Annotated in this window: 14 protein-coding genes and 1 riboswitch; of the genes, 6 read left to right on the plus strand and 8 right to left on the minus strand. The window is 59.8% G+C overall.

Annotated features, from left to right (window positions below):
- Window positions 1–61: 61 nt before the first annotated feature.
- Both HMPREF3053_RS02610 and HMPREF3053_RS02615 read right to left on the minus strand, forming a co-directional pair.
- Window positions 62–616, minus strand: coding sequence for a 2-isopropylmalate synthase (locus HMPREF3053_RS02610; protein ID WP_048731724.1), 555 nt, complete (start codon window positions 614–616; stop codon window positions 62–64).
- Window positions 617–855: 239 nt separating this feature from the next.
- On the minus strand, window positions 856–2,241 hold the full coding sequence (locus HMPREF3053_RS02615; RefSeq protein WP_049171925.1) for a dipeptidase: 1,386 nt from the start codon (window positions 2,239–2,241) through the stop codon (window positions 856–858).
- Window positions 2,242–2,619: 378 nt separating this feature from the next.
- Between HMPREF3053_RS02615 and groL the strand changes: the two genes are divergently transcribed.
- Complete coding sequence (gene groL, locus HMPREF3053_RS02620; protein WP_038626677.1) at window positions 2,620–4,245, plus strand: chaperonin GroEL; 1,626 nt, start codon at window positions 2,620–2,622, stop codon at window positions 4,243–4,245.
- A gap of 344 nt (window positions 4,246–4,589) precedes the next feature.
- Here groL and HMPREF3053_RS02625 read toward each other — a convergent pair whose 3' ends face one another.
- Window positions 4,590–5,066, minus strand: coding sequence for a DIP1984 family protein (locus HMPREF3053_RS02625; protein WP_049190643.1), 477 nt, complete (start codon window positions 5,064–5,066; stop codon window positions 4,590–4,592).
- Between the two features lie 154 nt (window positions 5,067–5,220).
- Here HMPREF3053_RS02625 and ppk2 point away from each other — a divergent pair, with 154 nt between their 5' ends.
- Window positions 5,221–6,120, plus strand: coding sequence for a polyphosphate kinase 2 (gene ppk2 / locus HMPREF3053_RS02630; RefSeq protein WP_005510168.1), 900 nt, complete (start codon window positions 5,221–5,223; stop codon window positions 6,118–6,120).
- Window positions 6,121–6,387: 267 nt separating this feature from the next.
- Here ppk2 and HMPREF3053_RS02635 read toward each other — a convergent pair whose 3' ends face one another.
- A complete protein-coding gene (locus HMPREF3053_RS02635) occupies window positions 6,388–7,509 on the minus strand; it encodes a Dyp-type peroxidase (protein ID WP_070767237.1) in 1,122 nt (373 codons plus the stop codon).
- 209 nt (window positions 7,510–7,718) lie between these two features.
- Window positions 7,719–7,902: riboswitch (cobalamin riboswitch) on the plus strand.
- 38 nt (window positions 7,903–7,940) lie between these two features.
- On the opposite strand from HMPREF3053_RS02635, the gene metE reads away from it, so the two are divergent.
- Window positions 7,941–10,250, plus strand: coding sequence for a 5-methyltetrahydropteroyltriglutamate--homocysteine S-methyltransferase (gene metE / locus HMPREF3053_RS02640; RefSeq protein WP_049190647.1), 2,310 nt, complete (start codon window positions 7,941–7,943; stop codon window positions 10,248–10,250).
- A 286-nt stretch (window positions 10,251–10,536) separates the two neighbouring features.
- On the opposite strand, the gene HMPREF3053_RS02645 is transcribed toward metE, so the two are convergent.
- From HMPREF3053_RS02645 to HMPREF3053_RS02660, 4 genes are all read right to left on the minus strand, one after another.
- The gene (locus HMPREF3053_RS02645) at window positions 10,537–14,580 is read right to left on the minus strand and encodes a Pls/PosA family non-ribosomal peptide synthetase (RefSeq protein ID WP_070767238.1); all 4,044 of its coding nucleotides are present in this window, start codon (window positions 14,578–14,580) and stop codon (window positions 10,537–10,539) included.
- Window positions 14,577–15,395 carry a MarR family winged helix-turn-helix transcriptional regulator gene (locus HMPREF3053_RS02650; RefSeq protein ID WP_049194062.1) on the minus strand — a complete coding sequence of 273 codons (819 nt, stop codon included), beginning with the start codon at window positions 15,393–15,395 and terminating at the stop codon, window positions 14,577–14,579. The genes HMPREF3053_RS02645 and HMPREF3053_RS02650 overlap by 4 nt, the downstream gene beginning before the upstream one ends.
- Before the next feature lie 157 nt (window positions 15,396–15,552).
- Window positions 15,553–15,849, minus strand: a complete 297-nt coding sequence (locus tag HMPREF3053_RS02655; RefSeq protein WP_016421494.1) for a rhodanese-like domain-containing protein — start codon at window positions 15,847–15,849, stop codon at window positions 15,553–15,555.
- Between the two features lie 153 nt (window positions 15,850–16,002).
- Window positions 16,003–16,476 carry an inorganic diphosphatase gene (locus tag HMPREF3053_RS02660; RefSeq protein WP_049194061.1) on the minus strand — a complete coding sequence of 158 codons (474 nt, stop codon included), beginning with the start codon at window positions 16,474–16,476 and terminating at the stop codon, window positions 16,003–16,005.
- Window positions 16,477–16,600: 124 nt separating this feature from the next.
- Here HMPREF3053_RS02660 and dacB point away from each other — a divergent pair, with 124 nt between their 5' ends.
- Genes dacB through tilS form a run of 3 tightly spaced genes read left to right on the plus strand, consistent with a single transcriptional unit; the run spans window position 16,601 to window position 20,480 of the window.
- Window positions 16,601–18,085, plus strand: a complete 1,485-nt coding sequence (gene dacB, locus HMPREF3053_RS02665) for a D-alanyl-D-alanine carboxypeptidase/D-alanyl-D-alanine endopeptidase (RefSeq protein ID WP_241486363.1) — start codon at window positions 16,601–16,603, stop codon at window positions 18,083–18,085.
- A gap of 48 nt (window positions 18,086–18,133) precedes the next feature.
- Window positions 18,134–19,414, plus strand: a complete 1,281-nt coding sequence (locus tag HMPREF3053_RS02670; RefSeq protein WP_070767239.1) for an amidase family protein — start codon at window positions 18,134–18,136, stop codon at window positions 19,412–19,414.
- On the plus strand, window positions 19,407–20,480 hold the full coding sequence (tilS, locus tag HMPREF3053_RS02675) for a tRNA lysidine(34) synthetase TilS (protein WP_224783774.1): 1,074 nt from the start codon (window positions 19,407–19,409) through the stop codon (window positions 20,478–20,480). The genes HMPREF3053_RS02670 and tilS overlap by 8 nt, the downstream gene beginning before the upstream one ends.
- Window positions 20,481–20,559: the final 79 nt, after the last annotated feature.

The following is a 20,559-nucleotide window of genomic DNA, read 5'->3' on the forward strand; positions in this document are numbered from 1 at the left end:
TCTGGCACTTGACAAAAACATAGGGACACCCCCCGTTTACTAAACGAGCAGCATCCGCGTCCTACCCATGCAGGCGGTTAGCAGCGCAGACCAAAGCGGAAAGCACGGAAGCCTCCGGAGTCTGGCCGAAGCCCATGGTCCACACATGGTCATTGTTGTGACCTGCATAGACAAAGGTAGCGGTAGCTTCGAAGATTTCGAACTGGTGGAATTCCACGATTTCCACGCGGTAACCTGCATCAGCCAGCAGATTAGTGCAAGCCGACACCGGCCCCATAGCGGTAATCTCCTGGGTGAAGGTGTGGGTGTGGTCGTCCTTGTCGGTCAGTGTTAAGTCAGCGTTGAAATTCCAGCGCCCCAGGGTGCCGCGGGTTGCCTCGAAATTCTTGATCTGAACCGGGCCGCTCGTGGGGGAGTAGGTGTCCTTGAACTTCTGCCAGTTCATGCCACGAGCTTCTTGCCTTAAGCCTCGAGGCAGGCGATGTCCGAATCGAGCCCTAAATGGATCGTCGGAATAAGTTCGCACATTGCCGTCGTCCTGGTGCTCCAACGAAGGGCGCTTGCCCGTGAACGTCGTCGAAGTGGACATGTTCTTCTGGGTGCGAGTGGGAAACATTCTTTTCTGGTCCTTTGCTTAGTTGCTTTTGCTGTGAGTGGCGGACCAACCAAGTGCTTTGAGAAGTTGCGGCCAGAGACCCCGTGTGGAGGGGTCAGTCCTGTCGGCCTCCACCGGGGTTCGTAGCCTTCGCTACTCGAATAAGAATGTTCTGCTGCATGGGTGGAACCTTACTACAGGTAAAAGATGTGACACAAGTCATTCAATCAATATCTTTGGTGGATTCTTTGCTGTCCCCGTTAAATTCCGTTGACAGAGGCCAGGAAAACCGCCTCGCCAATAGCGATGTCGCGAATCTCGTTCGGGTCGACCGATTCATCAGCCGAGTGGATGCGAGCCTGTGGCTCCTCCACGCCGTAAAGCGCGATGTCAGCACCTGGTACGGCGTCCAGCAGGGTGGCGCACAGCGGAATTGAGGCGCCCTCGCCCATGCTTGCGGTCTCCTTGCCATAGGCGGCCGACAGGCTGTCAGCGACCAGTTGCACAACCTTGCCCTCAACGTTGGCCCGGAACGGGTTAGCCAGCTCGTCGCGTTCGACCGTCACCTTCACGCCCCACGGAGCATGTGCGCGCAGGTGATTTTCCAGCGCGTCCTGCGCCTCAGCCGGATCAACGCCGCCTGGGATGCGGAAGTTAATGTGCGCCATGGCGGTCGACGAAATCGCGTTGACAGCATTGGTTGCCGGTGGGCAGTCGATGCCGGTCACAATCACCGACGGGCGCGCCCAGGTCAGATCGGAGACGGAAGTGTCCTCGTTGCTAATCAGGCCCACTCCATTGAGCACGCCGGCGTCAGCGCGGAAAGTCTCTGGCGAGTAGTCCAGGCCCTCCCACCGCTGCGAGCAGTCCAGTCCATCAATAGAAGTAAAGCCATTTTCATCGCGCAGGCTGTCGAGCATGCGAATCAGTGCCGCCAGCGCATCCGGGGCTGCGCCGCCGAACATGCCCGAGTGAACCGGCTGCTCCAGCGCATCGACGCGTACTTCCACATCGGCGGTGCCGCGCAGAGTGGTCACGAGCGTCGGCTGGCCAACCTCGGCATTGCCGACATCCGCAATGAGGATGACGTCGGCGTCGAAAAGCTCTGGCTGTGTGGCGATGAGGTTGTTCAGGCCCGCCGACCCGCGCTCCTCGGAGCCCTCCACGATGAGTTTGATGTTTGGCATGTCGACGTGGCCCGCAAGAGCGTCGTCGCGCAGCGCGCGCAGCGCAGCCAGGTGCATGACCACGTTGCCCTTGCAGTCGGCAGTACCGCGGCCGTACCAGCGACCGTCGCGCTCGTCGAGTGTCCACGGATCTGCGGTCCAAGCGGACTCGTCGCCCGCCGGCTGGACGTCGTAATGGGAGTAGAGCAGTACGGTCTTCGCGCTTTCCGACGACGCGGGGACGAAACCCGACAGTGCAATCGAGCCGTCGACGGTGTGGTGCGCCTTCAGTTCGATGCCCAGCTCTGCGTACATCTTGGTAACCGCCTGAGCTGCGTCAATGCAAGCCTGTTTGGTTTCTTCGGTGCCGTGTACGGAAGGGAAAGCCACCAGCTCGGTCAGCTGGGTGCGGATGGTCTCGCGTTGGCTGGAGATGTGGTCTCGCAGGGCGTCCGTGAGTTCCTTATTAATAATGCTCATGTGCGACAGTGTAGGCGCACAACCATGATGACGTTGGGAGTGACGTCGGGAGTGGTATTGGCGTTGGGAGTTGCGGCGCTTAACCTTGCACTCGATGGGGTTGAGTGCTAAAAAAGTGAATTAGCACTTGCTCTAATTGAGTGCTAATAAAAACAACTTCACACCTTGTGTATGTGTGCGTTGTATGCGAGTTGCAGCAAACTGCAGCACATACTGCAGCGCAGGCTGAAACAAGTGTTGCAAAGTCGTTAAAAAGTACAGTGTTGACTCCGGTGATGGAGAGGGCGGCGCTTCCCTCGAATCACATGCCGTCGCGGGCGCCTGGGTCAACTTCCAATGTAAGTGCCACATAAATAGACGGAGGATTCTTCAAACCTCATGGCTAAGATGATTGCATTTGACGAGGAGGCCCGCCGCGGTCTCGAAACGGGTCTGAACACCCTGGCAGACGCTGTCAAGGTTACGCTGGGCCCGAAGGGTCGCAACGTAGTCCTCGAGCGCAAGTGGGGCGCACCGCTGATCACCAACGACGGTGTCTCCATTGCACGTGAAATCGAACTTGAGGATCCTTACGAGAAGATCGGCGCTGAGCTGGTCAAGGAAGTTGCCAAGAAGACCGACGATGTCGCTGGTGACGGTACTACTACCGCTACCGTTCTGGCTCAGGCTCTGGTTTCCGAGGGTCTGCGCAACGTTGCTGCTGGCTCCAACCCGATGGGCATCAAGCGCGGCATCGAGAAGGCTGTCACGGCTGTTACCGAGAAGCTCCTGGAGTCCGCTAAGGACATTGAGACCAAGGAGCAGATTGCTGCTACCGCTGGTATCTCCGCTGCTGACCCGGCTATCGGTGAGCTGATTGCCACCGCTATGGACAAGGTCGGCAAGGAAGGCGTCATTACCGTGGAAGAGGCCAACACCTTTGGTCTCGACCTGGAGCTGACCGAGGGTATGCGCTTCGACAAGGGCTACATCTCCGGTTACTTCGCCACTGACATGGAGCGCCAGGAGGCCGTTCTGGAGGATCCGTACATCCTCCTGGTTTCCGGCAAGATTTCCAACATCAAGGACCTGCTGCCGCTGCTGGAGAAGGTCATGCAGTCCGGCAAGCCGCTGCTGATCATTGCTGAGGACGTCGAGGGCGAGGCTCTGTCCACCCTGGTCGTCAACAAGATCCGCGGTACCTTCAAGTCTGTCGCTGTCAAGGCTCCGGGCTTCGGCGACCGTCGTAAGGCAATGCTGCAGGACATGGCTATCCTGACCGATGGCCAGGTCATCTCCGAGGAGGTCGGCCTGTCGCTCGAGACCGCTGACCTGCCGCTGCTGGGTCGCGCTCGCAAGGTGGTCGTCACCAAGGACGAGACCACTATCGTCGAGGGCGCTGGCGAGCAGTCCGCTATCGAGGGCCGCGTCAACCAGATCCGCGCTGAGATCGAGAACTCCGACTCCGACTACGACAAGGAGAAGCTGCAGGAGCGCCTGGCTAAGCTCGCCGGCGGTGTTGCAGTTATCAAGGCTGGCGCCGCAACTGAGGTCGAGCTCAAGGAGCGCAAGCACCGCATTGAGGATGCCGTCCGTAACGCAAAGGCTGCTGTGGAAGAGGGCATCGTCGCAGGTGGCGGTTCCGCACTGCTGCAGGTCTCGCACGTGCTTGACGACGAGCTGGGTCTGACCGGCGACGAGGCAACCGGTGTCCGCATCGTGCGTGCGGCTCTCGCAGCTCCGCTGCGCCAGATTGCTCTGAACGCTGGTTTCGAGGCCGGCGTCGTTACCGAGAAGGTTGCTTCCCTGCCGCAGGGTGAAGGCCTGAACGCTGCTACCGGCGAGTACATCGACCTGATGGAAGCTGGCATCAACGATCCGGTGAAGGTTACCCGCTCCGCACTGCAGAATGCCGCTTCCATTGCGGCTCTGTTCCTGACCACCGAGGCTGTTGTCGCTGACAAGCCGGAACCGGCTATGCCGGCAATGCCGGGTGGCGACGAGATGGGCGGCATGGGCTTCTAAAAGAGGTCCCGACTGCTTGAGTTAGCCTAAAAAGCGCCGCTGAGGGAAATCCTCAGCGGCGCTTTTTGCTGTGTAACTTGAGAAAGTTTTAAGTCCCCGAACCCACCCTCGTTGCATCAGACGCCTCAGCGCTTGGTAGTGAAAAATAACCGATGATCTGTACCCATGTACGCAATGACGAGGACTGTCTGTTATTAATCCTGCTGCCTCAGTACAGGTGAGATCTTTAGGTGTCCCTTTAAGGCCAGAGACAGGCCGTCGCGCTCGCCGACAATCTGGATGCAACTACCGACTTATCAAAATGTGAAATTCTTCTGGTTTCGCTACCGAACCCTGCCACTTTGCTATTCGGCCGGCTTATTCGCGGCCTCGATAAGCTCGGTTGACCAGTTCGCCTGCTGAATACGGGTATCCAAGTCCCGGTATTCCTTCGCCGCCTTGTCGGCTTTCTGGCGCAGCGACCGGATATCCACAGTGGCGACATAGCGAATCTCCGAAGCTGAGTATCGATCCCGCCGACCCGAGCCCTGATCGGCTGCGGAGGTGTAGAACCGCCGCCGTGTTAGCAGGTGGTCGCGCTTCGCAAGTGCGTCGCTAAGCGTTCCGTCCTCGAAGGCAGTAGCGGAATTCGTTGCGTTAATCGAGCGCACCAGCCATTCGAAGCGCGCCATCAGACGCTCGGCTTCGGCAATAAGCGCTTGCGGATCTTCATCAGGCGTATCGCCTTCCTGCACCTGCGCCACCAGCGCGAGACGGCGATTAATCTCAGCCAGCCGGTCGGAAACTTCGGATCGTGCGGCAAGAGCCTCGGATAACAACATGGCATTTATTGTACGCGCAGTGCTTATCGACGGTCGCTGCGTGCAGTCCCACCCCCTCAATTTCGGTAAGACGGAACGTTAACTGCTGGGAAATTGCAGGTAAGGGCACCCGCATGGGGGACGTGTGGTAGAGAAATTCAGTAGGATAAGGGGTATGGCTGACAAGAATGAAGAGGAATTCCACATCGTCGATTTGGCGAAGACCGAAGGTTACGTCGTCGATGATTCTGATGAGGACGATCCGGTACTGGTCACTCCAGACGGTGAGCGGGTTGATACCTGGCGCGATGGCTACCCGTACGAGGAGCGCATGACGCGCAAGGAATACGAGTCTATTAAGAGGAAGCTGCAGATTGAGCTTCTGAAGTGGCAGAACTGGACCAAGGAAACTGGTCAGAAGCACATCATCCTCTTCGAAGGCCGTGACGCCGCTGGTAAGGGCGGTACCATTAAGCGCTTTAACGAGCACCTGAATCCGCGTGGTGCTCGAACTGTGGCTCTGGAAAAGCCGTCGCCGCGTGAGTCCACCTCGTGGTACTTCCAGCGCTATATTGAGCATTTTCCGTGCGCTGGCGAAATCGTCTTCTTCGACCGTTCTTGGTACAACCGTTCGGGCGTTGAGCGCGTGATGGGTTTCTGTACTGAGTCTCAGCATGCAGAGTTCCTGCGTGAGGTTCCGATGCTGGAGAACATGATTCTGGGCTCCGGTATTTCGCTGACCAAGCTGTGGTTCTCGGTGACCCAGAAGGAGCAGCGCACTCGCTTCGCTATTCGCCAGGTCGACCCGGTACGTCAGTGGAAGCTCTCTCCGATGGACCTCGCATCGCTGGACCGTTGGGGTGACTACACCCGCGCGAAGGAAGAGCAGTTCCGTTACACGGATACCGATGAGTCCCCGTGGATTACCATTAAGTCCAACGACAAGAAGCGTGCCCGCATCAACGCGATGCGTTATGTGCTGAGCAAGTTCGAGTACACGGAGAAGGACCACGAGCTGGTCGGTACTCCGGATCCGAAGATTGTTAAGCGTGGCCGCGACCAGATTGGTGACTAATTCGGTGGCTCGTAACTGACAAAATTCTTGTCTAGAGGTAACGCCCGCATGAGTGCTCAGGCACTCGGCGGGCGTTTTCTTATGGTTGGCAGCGCCGGGACGATGCCCTTATGGCTCGCAGCGGCGGGGCGATGCGAGTTAGTGACTGAGTTTATGACAAAAACGGCCAGAAATTTTGCTCGAAAGTGTCATAAACTGGGTCAGTTTCACATTTGCAGCCCGCCAGCTTTTTAGTCCGTCAGACTTTAGCCTGCCAGCTTGCAGCCTTTACCCCTCAATCAACTCCTGACCCCAGTAGGAATCTGGGGTGGTGCCAGGGGCAATCCAATACACAGCGGAGCCGATATGGCGGTTCCACTCATTGAGCAAATCGCCGCGATCCAAACGGGCCTGGATTGCGCTGAACTGGTTGTCCGGGTTCTTCTGGAATGCAACCCAGACCAGGCCAACGTTCGGTCCTTCGAATGGGAAAGCTGGCTCACCGGGCTGGTCTTCGTATGCATAGGCGCGGCGACGCAGGGCGTCGTCAGGCTGACCATCCTGCTCACGGGAAAGCGCCAAGTGAGACTGGCGGTGGATGAGATACTCGCCCTGGTCATCGACGGCATCCATGTCCTCTTCATCGAACTCGTCATTGCCGCCGGAAAGAGGAGCGCCGGTGTGGAAGTCACGACCGATAACGATGGAACGTTCGTCGGTGCTGAGCTCATCCCAACTGTTCAAGTCGAGCGCAATACGGCGAACAACCATCACGCAGGAGTTGTTAATCGCCTTGTCCTTGGAGTCAATCCACACCTGTTCGGACCATTCCTCCGGAGTGGACGGGTTGACGGTGCCGTCGAGCTGGCCCAGCGGGTTGCGTGGGGTAGCGCCGTGAGGCTGCGAACCCCAGGCGTAGGAAAAGCCCTTCTGGAACCACTTCACGCGAGCCCACGGAGCCGCCTTCTTTTCCAGTAGACGGGACGCGGCCGAAACGGTGACGAGGTCATCACCACACAACTGCAGAGCGAAGTCAGACTGGCCCCACTCAGGGCGGAGCATGTCATGCTGGAATGACGGGATATCGTGCAGACCAGCCGGCTTGCGCTCTGGCTTGCCGAGCACATCGAAGATGCGCTCACCGAAACCTGCGGTAATGGTCAGGTTTGCAGTGGCTGCAACCATTTCCGGTTCCAGATACCCCTCGATGTCCTGGCCTTGGGTGAGGCGGCGGGCAACGTCGGTAAGCGAGGAGAACAGTGCCTTCAGATCTGCTGCGTCGACGCCGTCCTTCAAATCGAATGCGACGAGGCGGAGATGTGCTTGGCCGGGCTGTTCAACGCCTGACTGGACCGGGCCATCGAACGGAATCTTGGCGCCCCTCAGGGAAGGTCCGGAAGCCTGTGTCACTCGAGGTCACTCCTTGAAAAGAGGTAGAATAAATAGCTTTTATGACTACGAGCTTAATCACTTTGGTCCCAGCAGGAGAGCATCAAAGCAAAGGCTCGGGGAGGGGGCTAAGTGAATGAGATATTTGTATATTGCGATATACTTCACATCCACAGCCGCCTCGAAGGTGTTCATTAAGGAAAGTGCTGCATATCGCACGTTTTCCGCGCAAGGTGTGTTTTGAGCCTAGCGCGCATAAGGCCTTCGAGTTATGCAGGGGAATCCCGGTGCAAGTCCGGAACTGTCCCGCAACGGTAAGCATCACTGCCAGAGCTTTGGTTTATCCGACGCGTTGATAACCAATCTTTTCAGTGATGACAAGTCCGAATGCCTGCCGGTTGTGCAATTTCATACCCGATGCTGATCACGACTGACGAGGAAATCACGAGATCATGGCAATTCACGCAACCCTCGCGGGCATTCCGCGGATAGGGCGTAATCGTGAGCTCAAAAGAGCTCTGGAAAACTACTGGCGCGACCCGGCGACCGGCGGCCTGCTGGCCGCGACGGCGCGCAACACTGTCAATAGCTACATTGGCGCAGCGCTGAAGGCAGGAATCGACTCGGTTCCGACAATTGGGCGCTCGTTCTACGACTCTATGCTGGATACATCGGCGCTGCTCGGAGTGCTTCCAGCCCGCTTCCAGAATGTCCCGAAAACGGACGGTTCCAACCTACCGGAATGGATCAACCACTACTTCGCCGCCGCTCGCGGTACGAAGACGCAACCGGCATCCGCAATGACCAAGTGGTTCGACACTAATTACCACTACATTGTTCCGGAGCTGTCAGCCGATACTGAATTTACCTCTGACCTCACTGACTGGTTGGACGATTCCTGCAGCTTGAACAATGGCGCCACCACCATGCTGCGCCCTCATTTGATTGGTCCTGTGACCTACTTGAGCCTGTCGCGTACCGACGATGATTCGAACCCACTTGGCCTTTTGGAAAAGTTGACCGATGCGTACGCGGAAATCATCGCTCAACTGGGGGATAAGGGCTTTGAGTGGATTCAGCTCGATGAGCCAGTATTGGTCACTGACCTCGATGAAGTGACTCTTGCTAGGATTCGCCAGGCCTACGAGAAGTTGGCCGGCGTGGCGGAGTCTGCGAATACCAAGTTGTGGGTGCAGACCTACTTTGGTGATGGTGATCAGGCGCTGGAAACCCTTTCTGGCACAGGCGTGCAGGCCATTGGTTGCGACCTGGTAGCAGGTAGCTTTGAGTTGCCGCATTGGACCGGCAAGGAACTGCTGGTTGCGGGCATTGTTGATGGGCGTAATGTGTGGCGCACCGACTTGGATGCAGCTCTGGCGACGCTGGAGAAGCTGGCAGCCCGAGGCCCCATCGCGGTGTCGACTAGCTGTTCGCTGCTACATGTCCCGTACTCCCTGACCTCGGAAAACCCGAGCGAAGAAGATGCCGAGGTGCTGCAGTGGCTGGCCTTCGGCGATGAGAAAATTGCCGAGGTGACCCTTTTGGCGAGGGCGCTTGATGCCAAGTTGAATGACCGCCAACTCGATGCCGCGGATTTGAAGGTGTTGAGGGAGTCCCGGGCAGCACTGGCATCGAGGGCAGAGTCGAAGCGGATTGTTAAGCCTGAAGTTCGTGAAGCTTTGGCGGCAATCGAGGATAGCGACCGTAACCGTTCCCCGTTTGCGGCTCGCCAGGCGGCTCAGGCTGAGGCCCTTAACCTGCCTCCGCTGCCGACCACCACAATCGGTTCCTTCCCGCAGACCAATAGCATTCGTCGTGCACGTGCGCAGTTGCGCGCGGGAGAGCTCACCCCAGTCGACTACGAATCAGCAATGCTCGCTGAAATTCGATGCTCCATTGAGCAGCAGGAAGAATTGGGACTCGATGTGCTGGTTCACGGCGAACCTGAGCGCAATGACATGGTGCAGTACTTCTCGGAGCAGCTGGACGGCTACCTCGCGACCGCCAATGGCTGGGTCCAAAGCTATGGTTCCCGCTGCGTGCGGCCGCCGATTCTCTACGGTGATATCACCAGGCCAGAGCCAATGACGGTGCAGTGGTACAAGGCAGCGGCAAACATGACTGACCTTCCCGTCAAGGGAATGCTCACCGGGCCGGTGACCATGTTGGCATGGTCGTTTGTCCGTGATGACCAGCCCATCGGTGACACTGCGGATAACGTTGCGCTGGTTTTGCGCGATGAGATTGCAGATCTCGTGGCCGCTGGAGCGCAAATCGTGCAGGTCGATGAGCCAGCCATTCGCGAGTTGCTGCCCCTGAATGAAGCGGACCAGCCCGCCTACCTGAAGTGGGCCGTAGGTTCCTTCCGTCTGGCTACCTCTGGTGTGGCTGACGACATTCAGATTCACACGCATATGTGCTACTCGGACTTCAATGAGCTTATCGACACCGTCGATGATCTCAACGCCGATGTCACGTCCATCGAAGCAGCTCGCAACGGTATGCAGGTGCTCGCAGCGCTGAAAGATGAGGGATACGTTCGCGGGATTGGTCCAGGTGTCTGGGACATCCACTCGCCTCGCGTGCCGACGGACGGAGAAGTCAACCAGCTCGTGGAAGATGCGCTTGAAAGCGTTGACCCCAACCTGCTGTGGATTAATCCGGACTGTGGTCTAAAGACCCGAGGTTGGGAAGAGGTTACGGCTTCACTGAAAGTATTGGTAGCCGCAGCTCAGCAGGCTCGGTTGCAGCTAGCAGAGTAAGTCGCGAACTGCATAGCCGCAAAATAAATAGTGGGTTAAGTAGCAAAAAGTGTGTCCGCTCGGCGTGTCGCCGGGTGGGCACCTTTTGCTACTTAGCCCTACTTAGCCCCAATGCGAGTTAGTGACCTCGGTTATGGCTGGCAGCGGGCCAATGGAGTTACTGACCGCGTTTATAGCAAAAATTGTCCGAAAAATGGCTTGAAAGTGTCATAAACTCTCACAGTTTCACATTTGCAGCCCGTTGTGCCTACCAGGCTCCTACCTAAGCCCCCCCACTCAATCCGGGCTACTTCTTGGCCACCACTGGCTCAATTGGGTTACCTCGCCAGGAGGTGTGCGCAGGAACATGGTCACCGCGCATGACGAGAGAACCGGGTTCGACGCGGCAGCCGTCGTCAAGCACAGATGCCGGCAGTGCGACTGAGTGCGGTCCTAGGACGGAGCCGTGTCCGATGTGGACGGTGTCGAGCGTCATCACGCGGTCGGTGAACAGGTGCGTCTGAACGACACAACCACGGCCGACAGAAGCGCCCCGCTCGATTGTGACAAGGTCGGTCTCGGGCAGCCAGTACGTCTCCAGCCACACACCGTGGCCAACGTTCGCGCCGAGCAGACGCATCGCGCGTGCGATACCGCCGGTGGCCATCGCCGGGTTCAGGTACCACGGTGCGGCAACCATTTCGACGAATGCATCCTGCAGCTCATTGAGCCAGACGAACTTGCTCCACAGTGGGTGATCACCGGGCTTGTGCTTGCCGACGCACACCCACTTGGCCACGACCGTGATGAGCAGCCCCAGCACACCAACAATCAGTAGCACGGCAGGGGAGAGCAGCCACGCGACCACCAGGCCGAGCAGAGCAGCGCCAACGCCACCTGCAGTGACCAGCTCCGCGGTGAACATACCAATTCCCTGCAAGCTAAACAGCGTGATCGTCGCCAGCATGAGAGAGACCATCGGTGCCAGGACGCGCAGTGTCTCGACGATGCCGCGGGCGACCTTCAACCCCGTAGTCGGACGGTAGGTCTGAGCCGACTCATCACTGGAGACAGTGCCCACACGGCGCATGCGCTCTGGCGGCGAACCCCACCAGTTGGAGCCGGACTTGGTCTTCTTCGGAGTAGAGGACAGCACGGCCACCAGTGAGTTCTTCGCCAGCTTGCGTTCTGGAAGCGTGATGCCGGAGTTGCCCAGGAAGGCGCGCTTGCCGATGCGGGAGTCACCCACCAGCAGCCAACCGCCGCCGAGCTCGTAGCTGCCGACCATGGTGTCGTCAGCCAAGAAGGACTCGTCCTTGACGTGCAAGAACTTCGGAATACCGATCGCGGTGGAGACTTCGCTGTCGTGACCAATTTGGGCGCCCAGTGCACGCAGCCACAGCGGCGTCAACATGGAGGCGTAGATGAAAAATAGGTCGTGACGGGCAGCGTCCATCAGGCGAATTGTCGCCCACGACTGCCAACCCACGCGCGAACGCACCGGGAACACTCCCGGCTTCAGGCCGATGCTGAACAGGCGCACGAGAATCAGCGTCAGCAGGGCATACACCGCAACACCGACGAAGGTGGCGGGAATAGCCCACAGCACGGCGCTACCCAGCGTTGGCCAGAGATTCGAGGTGGTTAGCTCGGTGGTGCCGTCGATAAGCCCCGTGCCCCAACCGATGACAGCAGCCATCGCGACCGCAGCGGACAGCGGCACCAGCGTCAGTAACACAGCAGTAAGACCGTAGATAGCCACCCAGTGGCGACGCGCCGGCGGGACTTCCTCCGGGAAGCGGTGCTTGGACCGGCCGACCTTGCGAGCCGGGGAACCCGACCAGCGCGCACCAGCCTTGACCTTCTTTTCACCGGTGACGGTGGAACCCGCCTCGATGTGAGCGTCATTGCCGATACGCGCGCCGGGCAGCAGCGTGGAACGGGCACCGATGCGGGCGTGCTTGCCAATAGTGACCTCGCCGACGTGGACGACATCACCATCGACCCAGTATCCGGACAGGTCTACCTCCGGCTCGATCGAGCAGTAATCATCCAGTTTGACCAGACCCGTCACCGGCGGCAGCGCGTGCAGATTCACGCCCTTACCAATGCGGGCACCCAGCATGCGGGCATACCACAGCACGAACGGAGCGCCCGCCACTGAGTGGGCGCCGGAGCTCTCTGCCAGGCGTTCAGCCGCCCATAGGCGCAGATGCACCGAGCCGCCACGCGGGTAATCACCCGGGGCGATGTTGCGCGTGAGCAGGCGTGTCGTCGCCGCGTTGATGGGCATAACCCCCAGCGGGGTCAGGAACAACACGGCCAGTACAGCCACCAACCAGCCTGGTAGTGCCAGCGGCCCGCCGATAACCCAGTTGATAATCGCAAGCCACGTTACCCAGCGCATGCCACGTGCCCACTGCAGAGGCACCATGAGGCCGACCTGCGCCCAACGGGTCTTGCGGGAGACAGGCGTCGGCTCGGGCACCTTTTCCAGGTGGGCGGTGGGGTCTGGCGCGTCGGCAAGCATGTCGTCGCTGATGAAACCGCGAGCGACCAATTCCTCGGCGAGGTTTCCCAGGCGTGGGTGGTCGTAGAGATCGCGCACGGCGACCTGTGGGGCGCGCTGACGAATGCGCGCGATGACGCTCGCCGCCGCCAGCGACGTGCCGCCCAGGGCGAAGAAGTCCGAGGCTGCGCCGGGCGCAGGTACGGACAGCACGTCGGCCCAGATATCGGACAGCCATTTCTCCACAGGGCTCAGCTTGTCGACGTCGCCCTCACCCGCACGTGCAGGCAGTGGCCACGGCAACGCCGCCTTGTCGACCTTGCCGGAGGTGCGAACCGGCAGCTCATCCATGATGTGCAGGCGTGGCACCATCGCGGCTGGCATGGCATCGCGGAGGGTGTCCATGCACTTGTCGTAGTCCATGGCTGCGGCGTCGCCACCGGCGCCGACGTAGCCGACCAGGATGGAGTCGCCAGCACCGGTCTTCTGCACCACGACAGTCGCCTGAGTAGCGCCGGGGAGGGCAGCCAGGTGCGCCTCGACCTCGCCGAGCTCAATACGGCGCCCGCCGATTTTCACCTGATCGTCGACGCGGCCGGTGAAGTACAGTCCGCCCTCATCCATGATGACGTGGTCGCCGGTGCGGTACGCGCGCTCCCAGCCCAGGGCTGGCAGCGGCGCGTACTTCTCGGCGTCCTTCTCCGGATCCAAGTAGCGCGCGAGTCCCACACCGCCGATGACTAGCTCACCCTTCGTGCCCGGTGGGACGGGGTTGCCCTCCTCGTCGATAACGGTGAGGTCCCAGCCGTCCAGAGGAAAACCAATGGTCACGGGCTTGCCAGGCTTCAGCTCGATGCCGGAGGCCACGACGGTGGCCTCGGTGGGGCCGTAGGTGTTCCACATCTCGCGCTCAGGGGTGGACAGGCGCTCGACCAGCTCTTGCGGGCAGGCTTCGCCACCGACGATGAGTAGGCGCACGCTGTCGAGTGCTTCAGCGGGCCACAGGCCGGCCAGTGTTGGGACCGTGGAAACGGCCGTGATGTGGCGGGAAATCAGCCATGGGCCCAGGTCTACACCGGAGCGCACCAGCGAACGTGGGGCCGGCACCAGGCAGGCGCCATTTCGCCAGGCCAGCCACATTTCCTCACAGGAGGCGTCGAAGGCGACGGACAGTCCGGCGAGAACGCGGTCGTCCGGGCCGAGCGGCCCTTCCGGGTGGTTGGCCAAGAACCAGCGGGCCTCCGCATCGACAAAAGCGGCGGCGCTGCGGTGGGTGACCGCCACGCCCTTGGGCTTGCCGGTGGAGCCAGAGGTGAAAATAATCCAGCAGTCATCGTCAGGAGTGGGCTCCTGCGAGATGATCTCGCGTGCGTTCGGCGGCGTCGGTTCCGTCGCTTCCTCGTCGGAGTCGGCGTCGAAGTCCAGCGGGCGGGGGCGATTACGCGCCGTAGAGCCAGCCAAATGTAGGCCTTCAGCATCGAAGTAACCAGCGATACCGGCCTCGCCGAAGACCATTTCGGCACGCTCGTCGGGGTCGTCCGCATCCACCGGAACGTAGGCGGCACCGGCAGCCATGATGGACAAAATTGCCAGGTAGAGCTCGCGGCTTCCCGACGGCATCCGCACACCAATGCGGTCGCCGCGACGGATGCCCTGTTCGTAGAGCCACGTAGCTGTGGAATCAATCTCGTTGATTAATTCCGCATACGTGACGACAACCTCGCCGTCATCGATGGCCTCAGCCTCAGGGAACCTTCGCGCGGTCGCCCGGACAATGTCAATGAGTGTGCGCTCAAGCGGCTGTTCCGTAGCACGTAGGAACTTCGCTTCAGTGGTTGTCACTTGAGAGCCCCCTTCTTATTCTTCTTGCGCTTTTTCTTCTTCTTCGACTTCTTCCGTTTAGGACGCTGGGCATCGCTTGACGACGTCGCCTGCGTCTTATTCTCCGCCATGTTCTTGGTGTCTGTCTCAGTGGCCGTGACCTCTGGGGTAGCGGTCTCGGGGTTCTTCGCGCCGGCATCGGTTTCGGGGCTTGCAGCGGAGTCGTCGGCAAGCGATGCAAGCAGCGCGCGTACCTCGGGTGCGCATTCGGCGACGGCGGCGCGTTCGGCTCTGCGGAGTGAGCGTCGCAGAGATGCGCGGGTGGTGTTGCCCGTTTCTGTCAGCGCGATGAGCTGGCGGCGTCGATCCTTGGAGTCTCGGGTGCGTTCGACTAGATTTGCCGACTCCAGAGAGTCAATCAGGCGAACCATGTCAGAGCGGTCCATGCCGAGCAGCGCGCTCAGCTCGGTTTGAGCCATGTCGCCGCCATCGGCGATAGCCTCCAGAACCCAATACCCGCGGATGGAAATCGACTCAATCTGAGTGCGGCCCAGAGCCGCGTTGACACTGGCGCGGACAGCCGCATCGAGCTGTGCCAGGCACCAGGACGCGGATTTGCGCAGGGCGGCCGGTGTGACGGCGAGTTCGCTTGCGGAGCCGGGCTTGCACTTGGACTTAGCGCTGGCCTTGTTTTTCGCTTTCGCTCCCTTGCGAGCCTTCTTCGCCTTGGTGCTGCTCTGTGCGTCGACAGCAGGCACCTTCGCGTCTACGGCGGCTGCCACACCACCGCTGGTGTCGGCTGAGTCCGCCGAGGAAAGTACGGATGAATCAGACATACTTCCCATACTAGACAATCTGGGGAACCATCAATAATGGGACATGGCCAACTAATAATGTCCCTGTTTGCCTGCGGATTGTTAGAAGGTCGGTGCTTTGGGGTGGGTAGATAAAAGAAAAACTGCCCTGCAGGTAGGCAGGGCAGTTGTAGTTGATTTAGTTGGCCTTCTCCATTGGGCGGCCGAAGTGCTCCCAGTCGATCATGCCGCCGGTGATGACGATGGTGTCGATACCGTTCTTCTCCAACCAGGAAGAAACCTGAGCGGCACGTCCACCGGAGCGGCACATCAGGTAAATGTCGGAATCCAAATCTAGCTCGCCGTAGCGGGACGGAATCTCTTCCATGGGGATGTGAACGGCGCCGGTGGCGTGGCCGTCATCCCACTCCATCTGTGAGCGGACATCAATGATCTGTGCGTCTTCGGGTACTTCAGATACGTTTACGGTTTCCATAGTGCGCACTATACGCAATCTGGCCTTATCGCCGGAAGCACAAAGGCCGCCGGAGGAAAACTCCGACGGCCGTAGCGCTGAATCACAGGAACTGCGTCAAAGGTGCGAGCCCCAGGAAGGGAGGTTGGCTAGCGCAATTCTTACTTGTGGCTCTTACTTGTGGCGCTCGATAGCCTCAGTCAGGATGCGCTCAGCCTCAGCCTTGTCGCCCCAGCCCGAACCGGAAACTTCCTTGCCCGGCTCCAGGTCCTTGTAGTGGACGAAGAAGTGCTCAATCTCGTCCTTGGTGAACTGGGAAACATCATCGATGTCCTGGTAGTGGTCGAAGCGGACATCATCCAGGACGCACAGCAGCTTGTCGTCGCCGCCGGCCTCGTCGGTCATCTTGAAAACGCCGAGCGGACGAGCCTTGACAATAACGCCCGGGAAAACCGGCTCCGGCAGGATCACGAGAGCGTCCAACGGGTCGCCATCTTCGCCGAGGGTTTCATCGATGAAGCCGTAGTCGGCCGGGTAGGCCATTGGGGTGAACAGGTAGCGGTCGAGGTAGACCTTGCCGGTCTCGTGGTCGACTTCGTACTTGTTGCGCTGACCCTTCGGGATCTCAATAGTGACCTCAACGCTCACGGCGATGACTCCTTATAATCGGTGTACACTTCTCTGACGGCTATCTTATGCGAAACCCGCTCAAAACCGTTTATTTGTGCACCTTAAGTGAGGTTTTGTTTCCAGGAAGAAGGTGTTTGTGACCGTGGGCAGTACCGACTCTGACAGCTCCAAAACCGCCGCTAAGGGCACGGAAAAATCGCCCAGTTCCGTAAAATCCGGCAAGTCCAAGAAGTCGCGTGGACTGAAAATCGGCGGTGCCATCGCCGGTGTTCTCGTTATCGCAGCGGGCAGCGGCGTAGCGGTTGTCGTCAATAACAATCGTCAGATTGTGGTCGATGCGCCGCCCGCCGTCAGTCAAGCTTCTGTTCCCGTGACGGCTGCGCAGTCTTCGCTTGACGACGGCACTCTGGCCCAAAAAGTCAGCGCCATCATGGACGCTGCTGCGGCTGATCCAGCCTTCGGTGAGCTGCATGGAATTGTCAGCGATGCTTCGACCGGCCAGAAACTGTGGGGGATCAATGACACCGCGGTGGCCTTGCCGGCGTCCAGCATGAAGATTCTCACCGCGTCTGCCGCACTGTTGGACTTAGGTGAAGATCATCGGGTTTCCACCCGCGTCTCCCGGGTTACGGGGACTAATGACATCGTTTTGCACGGCGGGGGCGACCCTACCTTAAGCAAGGACGGGGAAGGGTTCTTCCAGGACTCGGCTTCAATCGCTGAGTTGGCGAAAAAGATTTCCGTGGTCATTCCGGAGGGGGTCGGCAAGGTTTATCTCGACAACTCTCTATTCACCGAGAGTTTCCACGAGACCTGGGAGCGCGAGGGGTTGGAGGACGGCTACATCGCACCGGTGGAGTCGGTGATGATGGATGCCGGTCGTATCGATCCGACGAATGAAGAATCGCAGCGCAGCGCCACGCCCGCTGCGGATGCAGCTGATGCGCTGGCCAAGGCGCTTGGTGCGGAAAACGGAGGCAGCCTGAGGGATGCAGCCAAGGATGGTCAGTCACTACCTCTGGACCCAGACATTGTTGCGCTCGTGCAGTCGGCTCCGCTAGTTACCCGTGTGCACGAGATGATGATTTACAGCGACAACGTGCTCGCAGAGTCCATTGCCCGTGAGGTGGCTATCTCTCGCGGTCTGCCGCCGACCTTTGAGGGGGCCGCACGTGCCGTGCGTGACACTCTCGCGGAGCACGGTTTTCCTCTCGATGGTGCGGTGCTGTCGGACTCCAGCGGCCTGAGCACGGATAACCGTATTTCTCCGCAGCATCTCTCCGAGGTGCTCAATTCCGCCGCGGGGCCGGTGGAATCGGCTGAGCAGGGAGGACTGGCGGAGTCGCAGGAGTCGTCGGAAAGCACTGCGTTGCGGTTGCGCCCACTGTTGGACAGCCTGCCGGTGGCGGCAGTGTCCGGCACTCTGGCGACGCGCTTTGCTGGTCAGTCCGGGGCGGGCATCGTCCGTGCGAAGACAGGCACGCTGAATAAAGCCTCGGCGCTGGCGGGGTATGTGGTGACGAAGTCGGGGCAGGTGCTGACGTTCGCATTTATTTCCAATGAAGCGAGCCTGTTGCCAGCAAGAGCTGCGGCGGATAAAGCAGCGAGCGCACTGGCAGATATCTAAACTGAGATTCATTTACCACTGAAAATAATTTGAGGAGATGAATCCGCAATGGCCTCTCACACTTCCGCGATTAGGAACTTGCCAACCGTTCACGAGATTGCCGCACTGGTTCGCGAGGGAAAGCTAAGCCCGGTGGACAGCGTGCAGCGCAGTCTCGACGCTATCGCCAGACTGGATGGAGGGATTCATGCCTTCCGTGAAGTGTGGGTGGATAGGGCTCTGCAGGCTGCGCGGGAACTCGAGCACAGCGAGAACCTCTCGGAGTTGCCGCTCGCAGGTGTGCCATTCGCGCTGAAGGAAAACACCGCTCTAGAGAACCCGTTTGTCCAGCAGTTGACTAGCGCCGGTGCAATCGCAGTGGGAACTACGGTGAATCCGCAGTTCTGTACGTGGGGGACGACGACGCTGCCGGGGCTGGCCGTCGACAATCCGATTCTGCCGGGGCACACTCCGGGTGGGTCCTCCGGTGGATCCGCAGCAGCTGTCGCCGCTGGGATGGTTCCGTTTGCGCAGGGCAACGACGGCATGGGGTCACTTCGTATCCCTGCAGCGTGCTGTGGGCTTTCGACCCTGAAGGCGACCCCGGGAACAATGCCGGGGCGCGTGGGCGGCAATGACTGGTACGGAATGTCTGTCCAAGGGGTGCTCACAGTCAATAACGATGACTTGCGCCTGATCACCAAGATCCTCACAAATGGCATGGTGGATGCGGAGAATCCGGCGAAGACCCTGCCTAAAAACTTCGCCGTCAGCGTGGACACCACTGCGCCCGTATTCGGTTTGAAGGCTGCACCGGAGTACGTCGATGCGGCGCAACAGGCGGCGAGAGTATTCGCGGACAAGGGCTTTGCCGTCTCGGAAAAGAACATGCCGTACCCGCTGAACCCACTGCCGATGCTCGCGCGCTGGACTGCGGGGGTGGCGGATCAGCTTCGCGACGAGCCGCGCCCTGATCACCTGGAGTGGCGCAATCGAGTCCACGCCGGCATTGGTCGCTTGCTGCGTTTCACAATCAATGGCCGCCAAGTGGCACGCGATGGCGCTCGCATCGAGCGTGAGCTACCGGGTGACACCATCTTGATTACCCCGGCTCTGGCCAAGAACCCACCGCGAATCCGCGCGTGGCATCGCATGCCCTGGATTGTGAACCTGCTGTCCAATCTGCGTTTCACTCCCTACGTCTCGACGTGGAATTACCTGGGATTCCCGGCTGGCATCGTTGTGGAACCGACCTCTGGGTTGCCGGTGCAACTGATTGCGCGCCCGACCCAGGAGCGAATTCTGCTTACCGCGATGGAAACCATCGCAAGTGGTGGGCGCGTTGGCTAGACCTTTTTGGCCGGACCGCAGCCCTCATTTCCTCATCATTCGGCAAGCTGTCCGCGCGATAGTGCAGCAGGTGGGGCAGGAATTGGGCAGCGGTGTCGTCATTGGGCTTTCCGGTGGTGCGGATTCGCTGGCCCTGACCGCCGGGGCCTGTGCGGAAGCTCTCGGGCCCAAGGGTGCGCTGGCCGGCCGCAAAGTCCACGCCGTCGTAGTTAATCATCAGCTTCAGCAGGGCTCTGCAAAAGTTGCCGAGCGCGCCGCCCACATTGCTCGGGGGATGGGGGCTACGGCCGAGGTTATCGCGGTCGATATCAACAACAATTCCGACCGTGGTCCCGAATATGAGGCGCGTTTGGCACGACACGCAGTGCTACGGGAGGTCGCCCAATCTCGAGGTGCGGCGCTGATGCTCGCCCACACCTTGGACGACCAGGCGGAAACAGTTTTGCTGCGGCTGGCCAGGGGAGGCGGTCCGCAAGCGCTGTCCGCCATCCGCGACAACCTCACGTGGTCTGACGGGACTCGGATTCTGCGCCCGCTGCTCGGTGTGCGACGCTCAGATACTCAGCTCTGCTGCGAAGAGCTGGGCTTGAAGGTGTGGCACGACCCGCACAACCATGACGACCATTACGCCCGCGTCCGGGTTCGAAAGACGATTTTGCCGCTGCTGGAGCAGGAGCTGGGTCCGGGAGTTGCGGAAAATCTCGCTAAGACTGCGGCGATTGCAGCAGTCGACAATGACTTTTTGGACGCTCACGCCGATTCGGCTCTGCATGCGCTGCTGGGGGAGGAAGAGGCGTCGGCAAGCGGGAGCCTGTCTGTGCGAGGGGTGGCTGAGCTTGACGACGCCATCGCGGTGCGTGTCCTCGCACGTTGGTTGCGGCAGGCGGGTGCGGAGCCCAGCAGTAAACAGATCGACATGGTGATGGCGCTCGTGCACCGCTATCACGGCCAGGGCGAAGTGCCGGTGACCCGCGGTCGCGATGGTGCTGACAGAAATGCCAGGTTGGTCGTTGAGCGAAAAGATGGCACTCTACAATTGGTAATGAATCGTCCCGCGGTGCCTTAAGAAGGGTGCCGCAATCCAACTTCCGGCGGCTGAGAACAATCGGTTGCCATAACCCTGAACTTGCACTGGGGCAGTTACG

The sequence above is a fragment of the Corynebacterium sp. HMSC064E07 genome, from assembly GCF_001815745.1.
Classification (GTDB): Bacteria; Actinomycetota; Actinomycetes; order Mycobacteriales; family Mycobacteriaceae; genus Corynebacterium; species Corynebacterium jeikeium_D.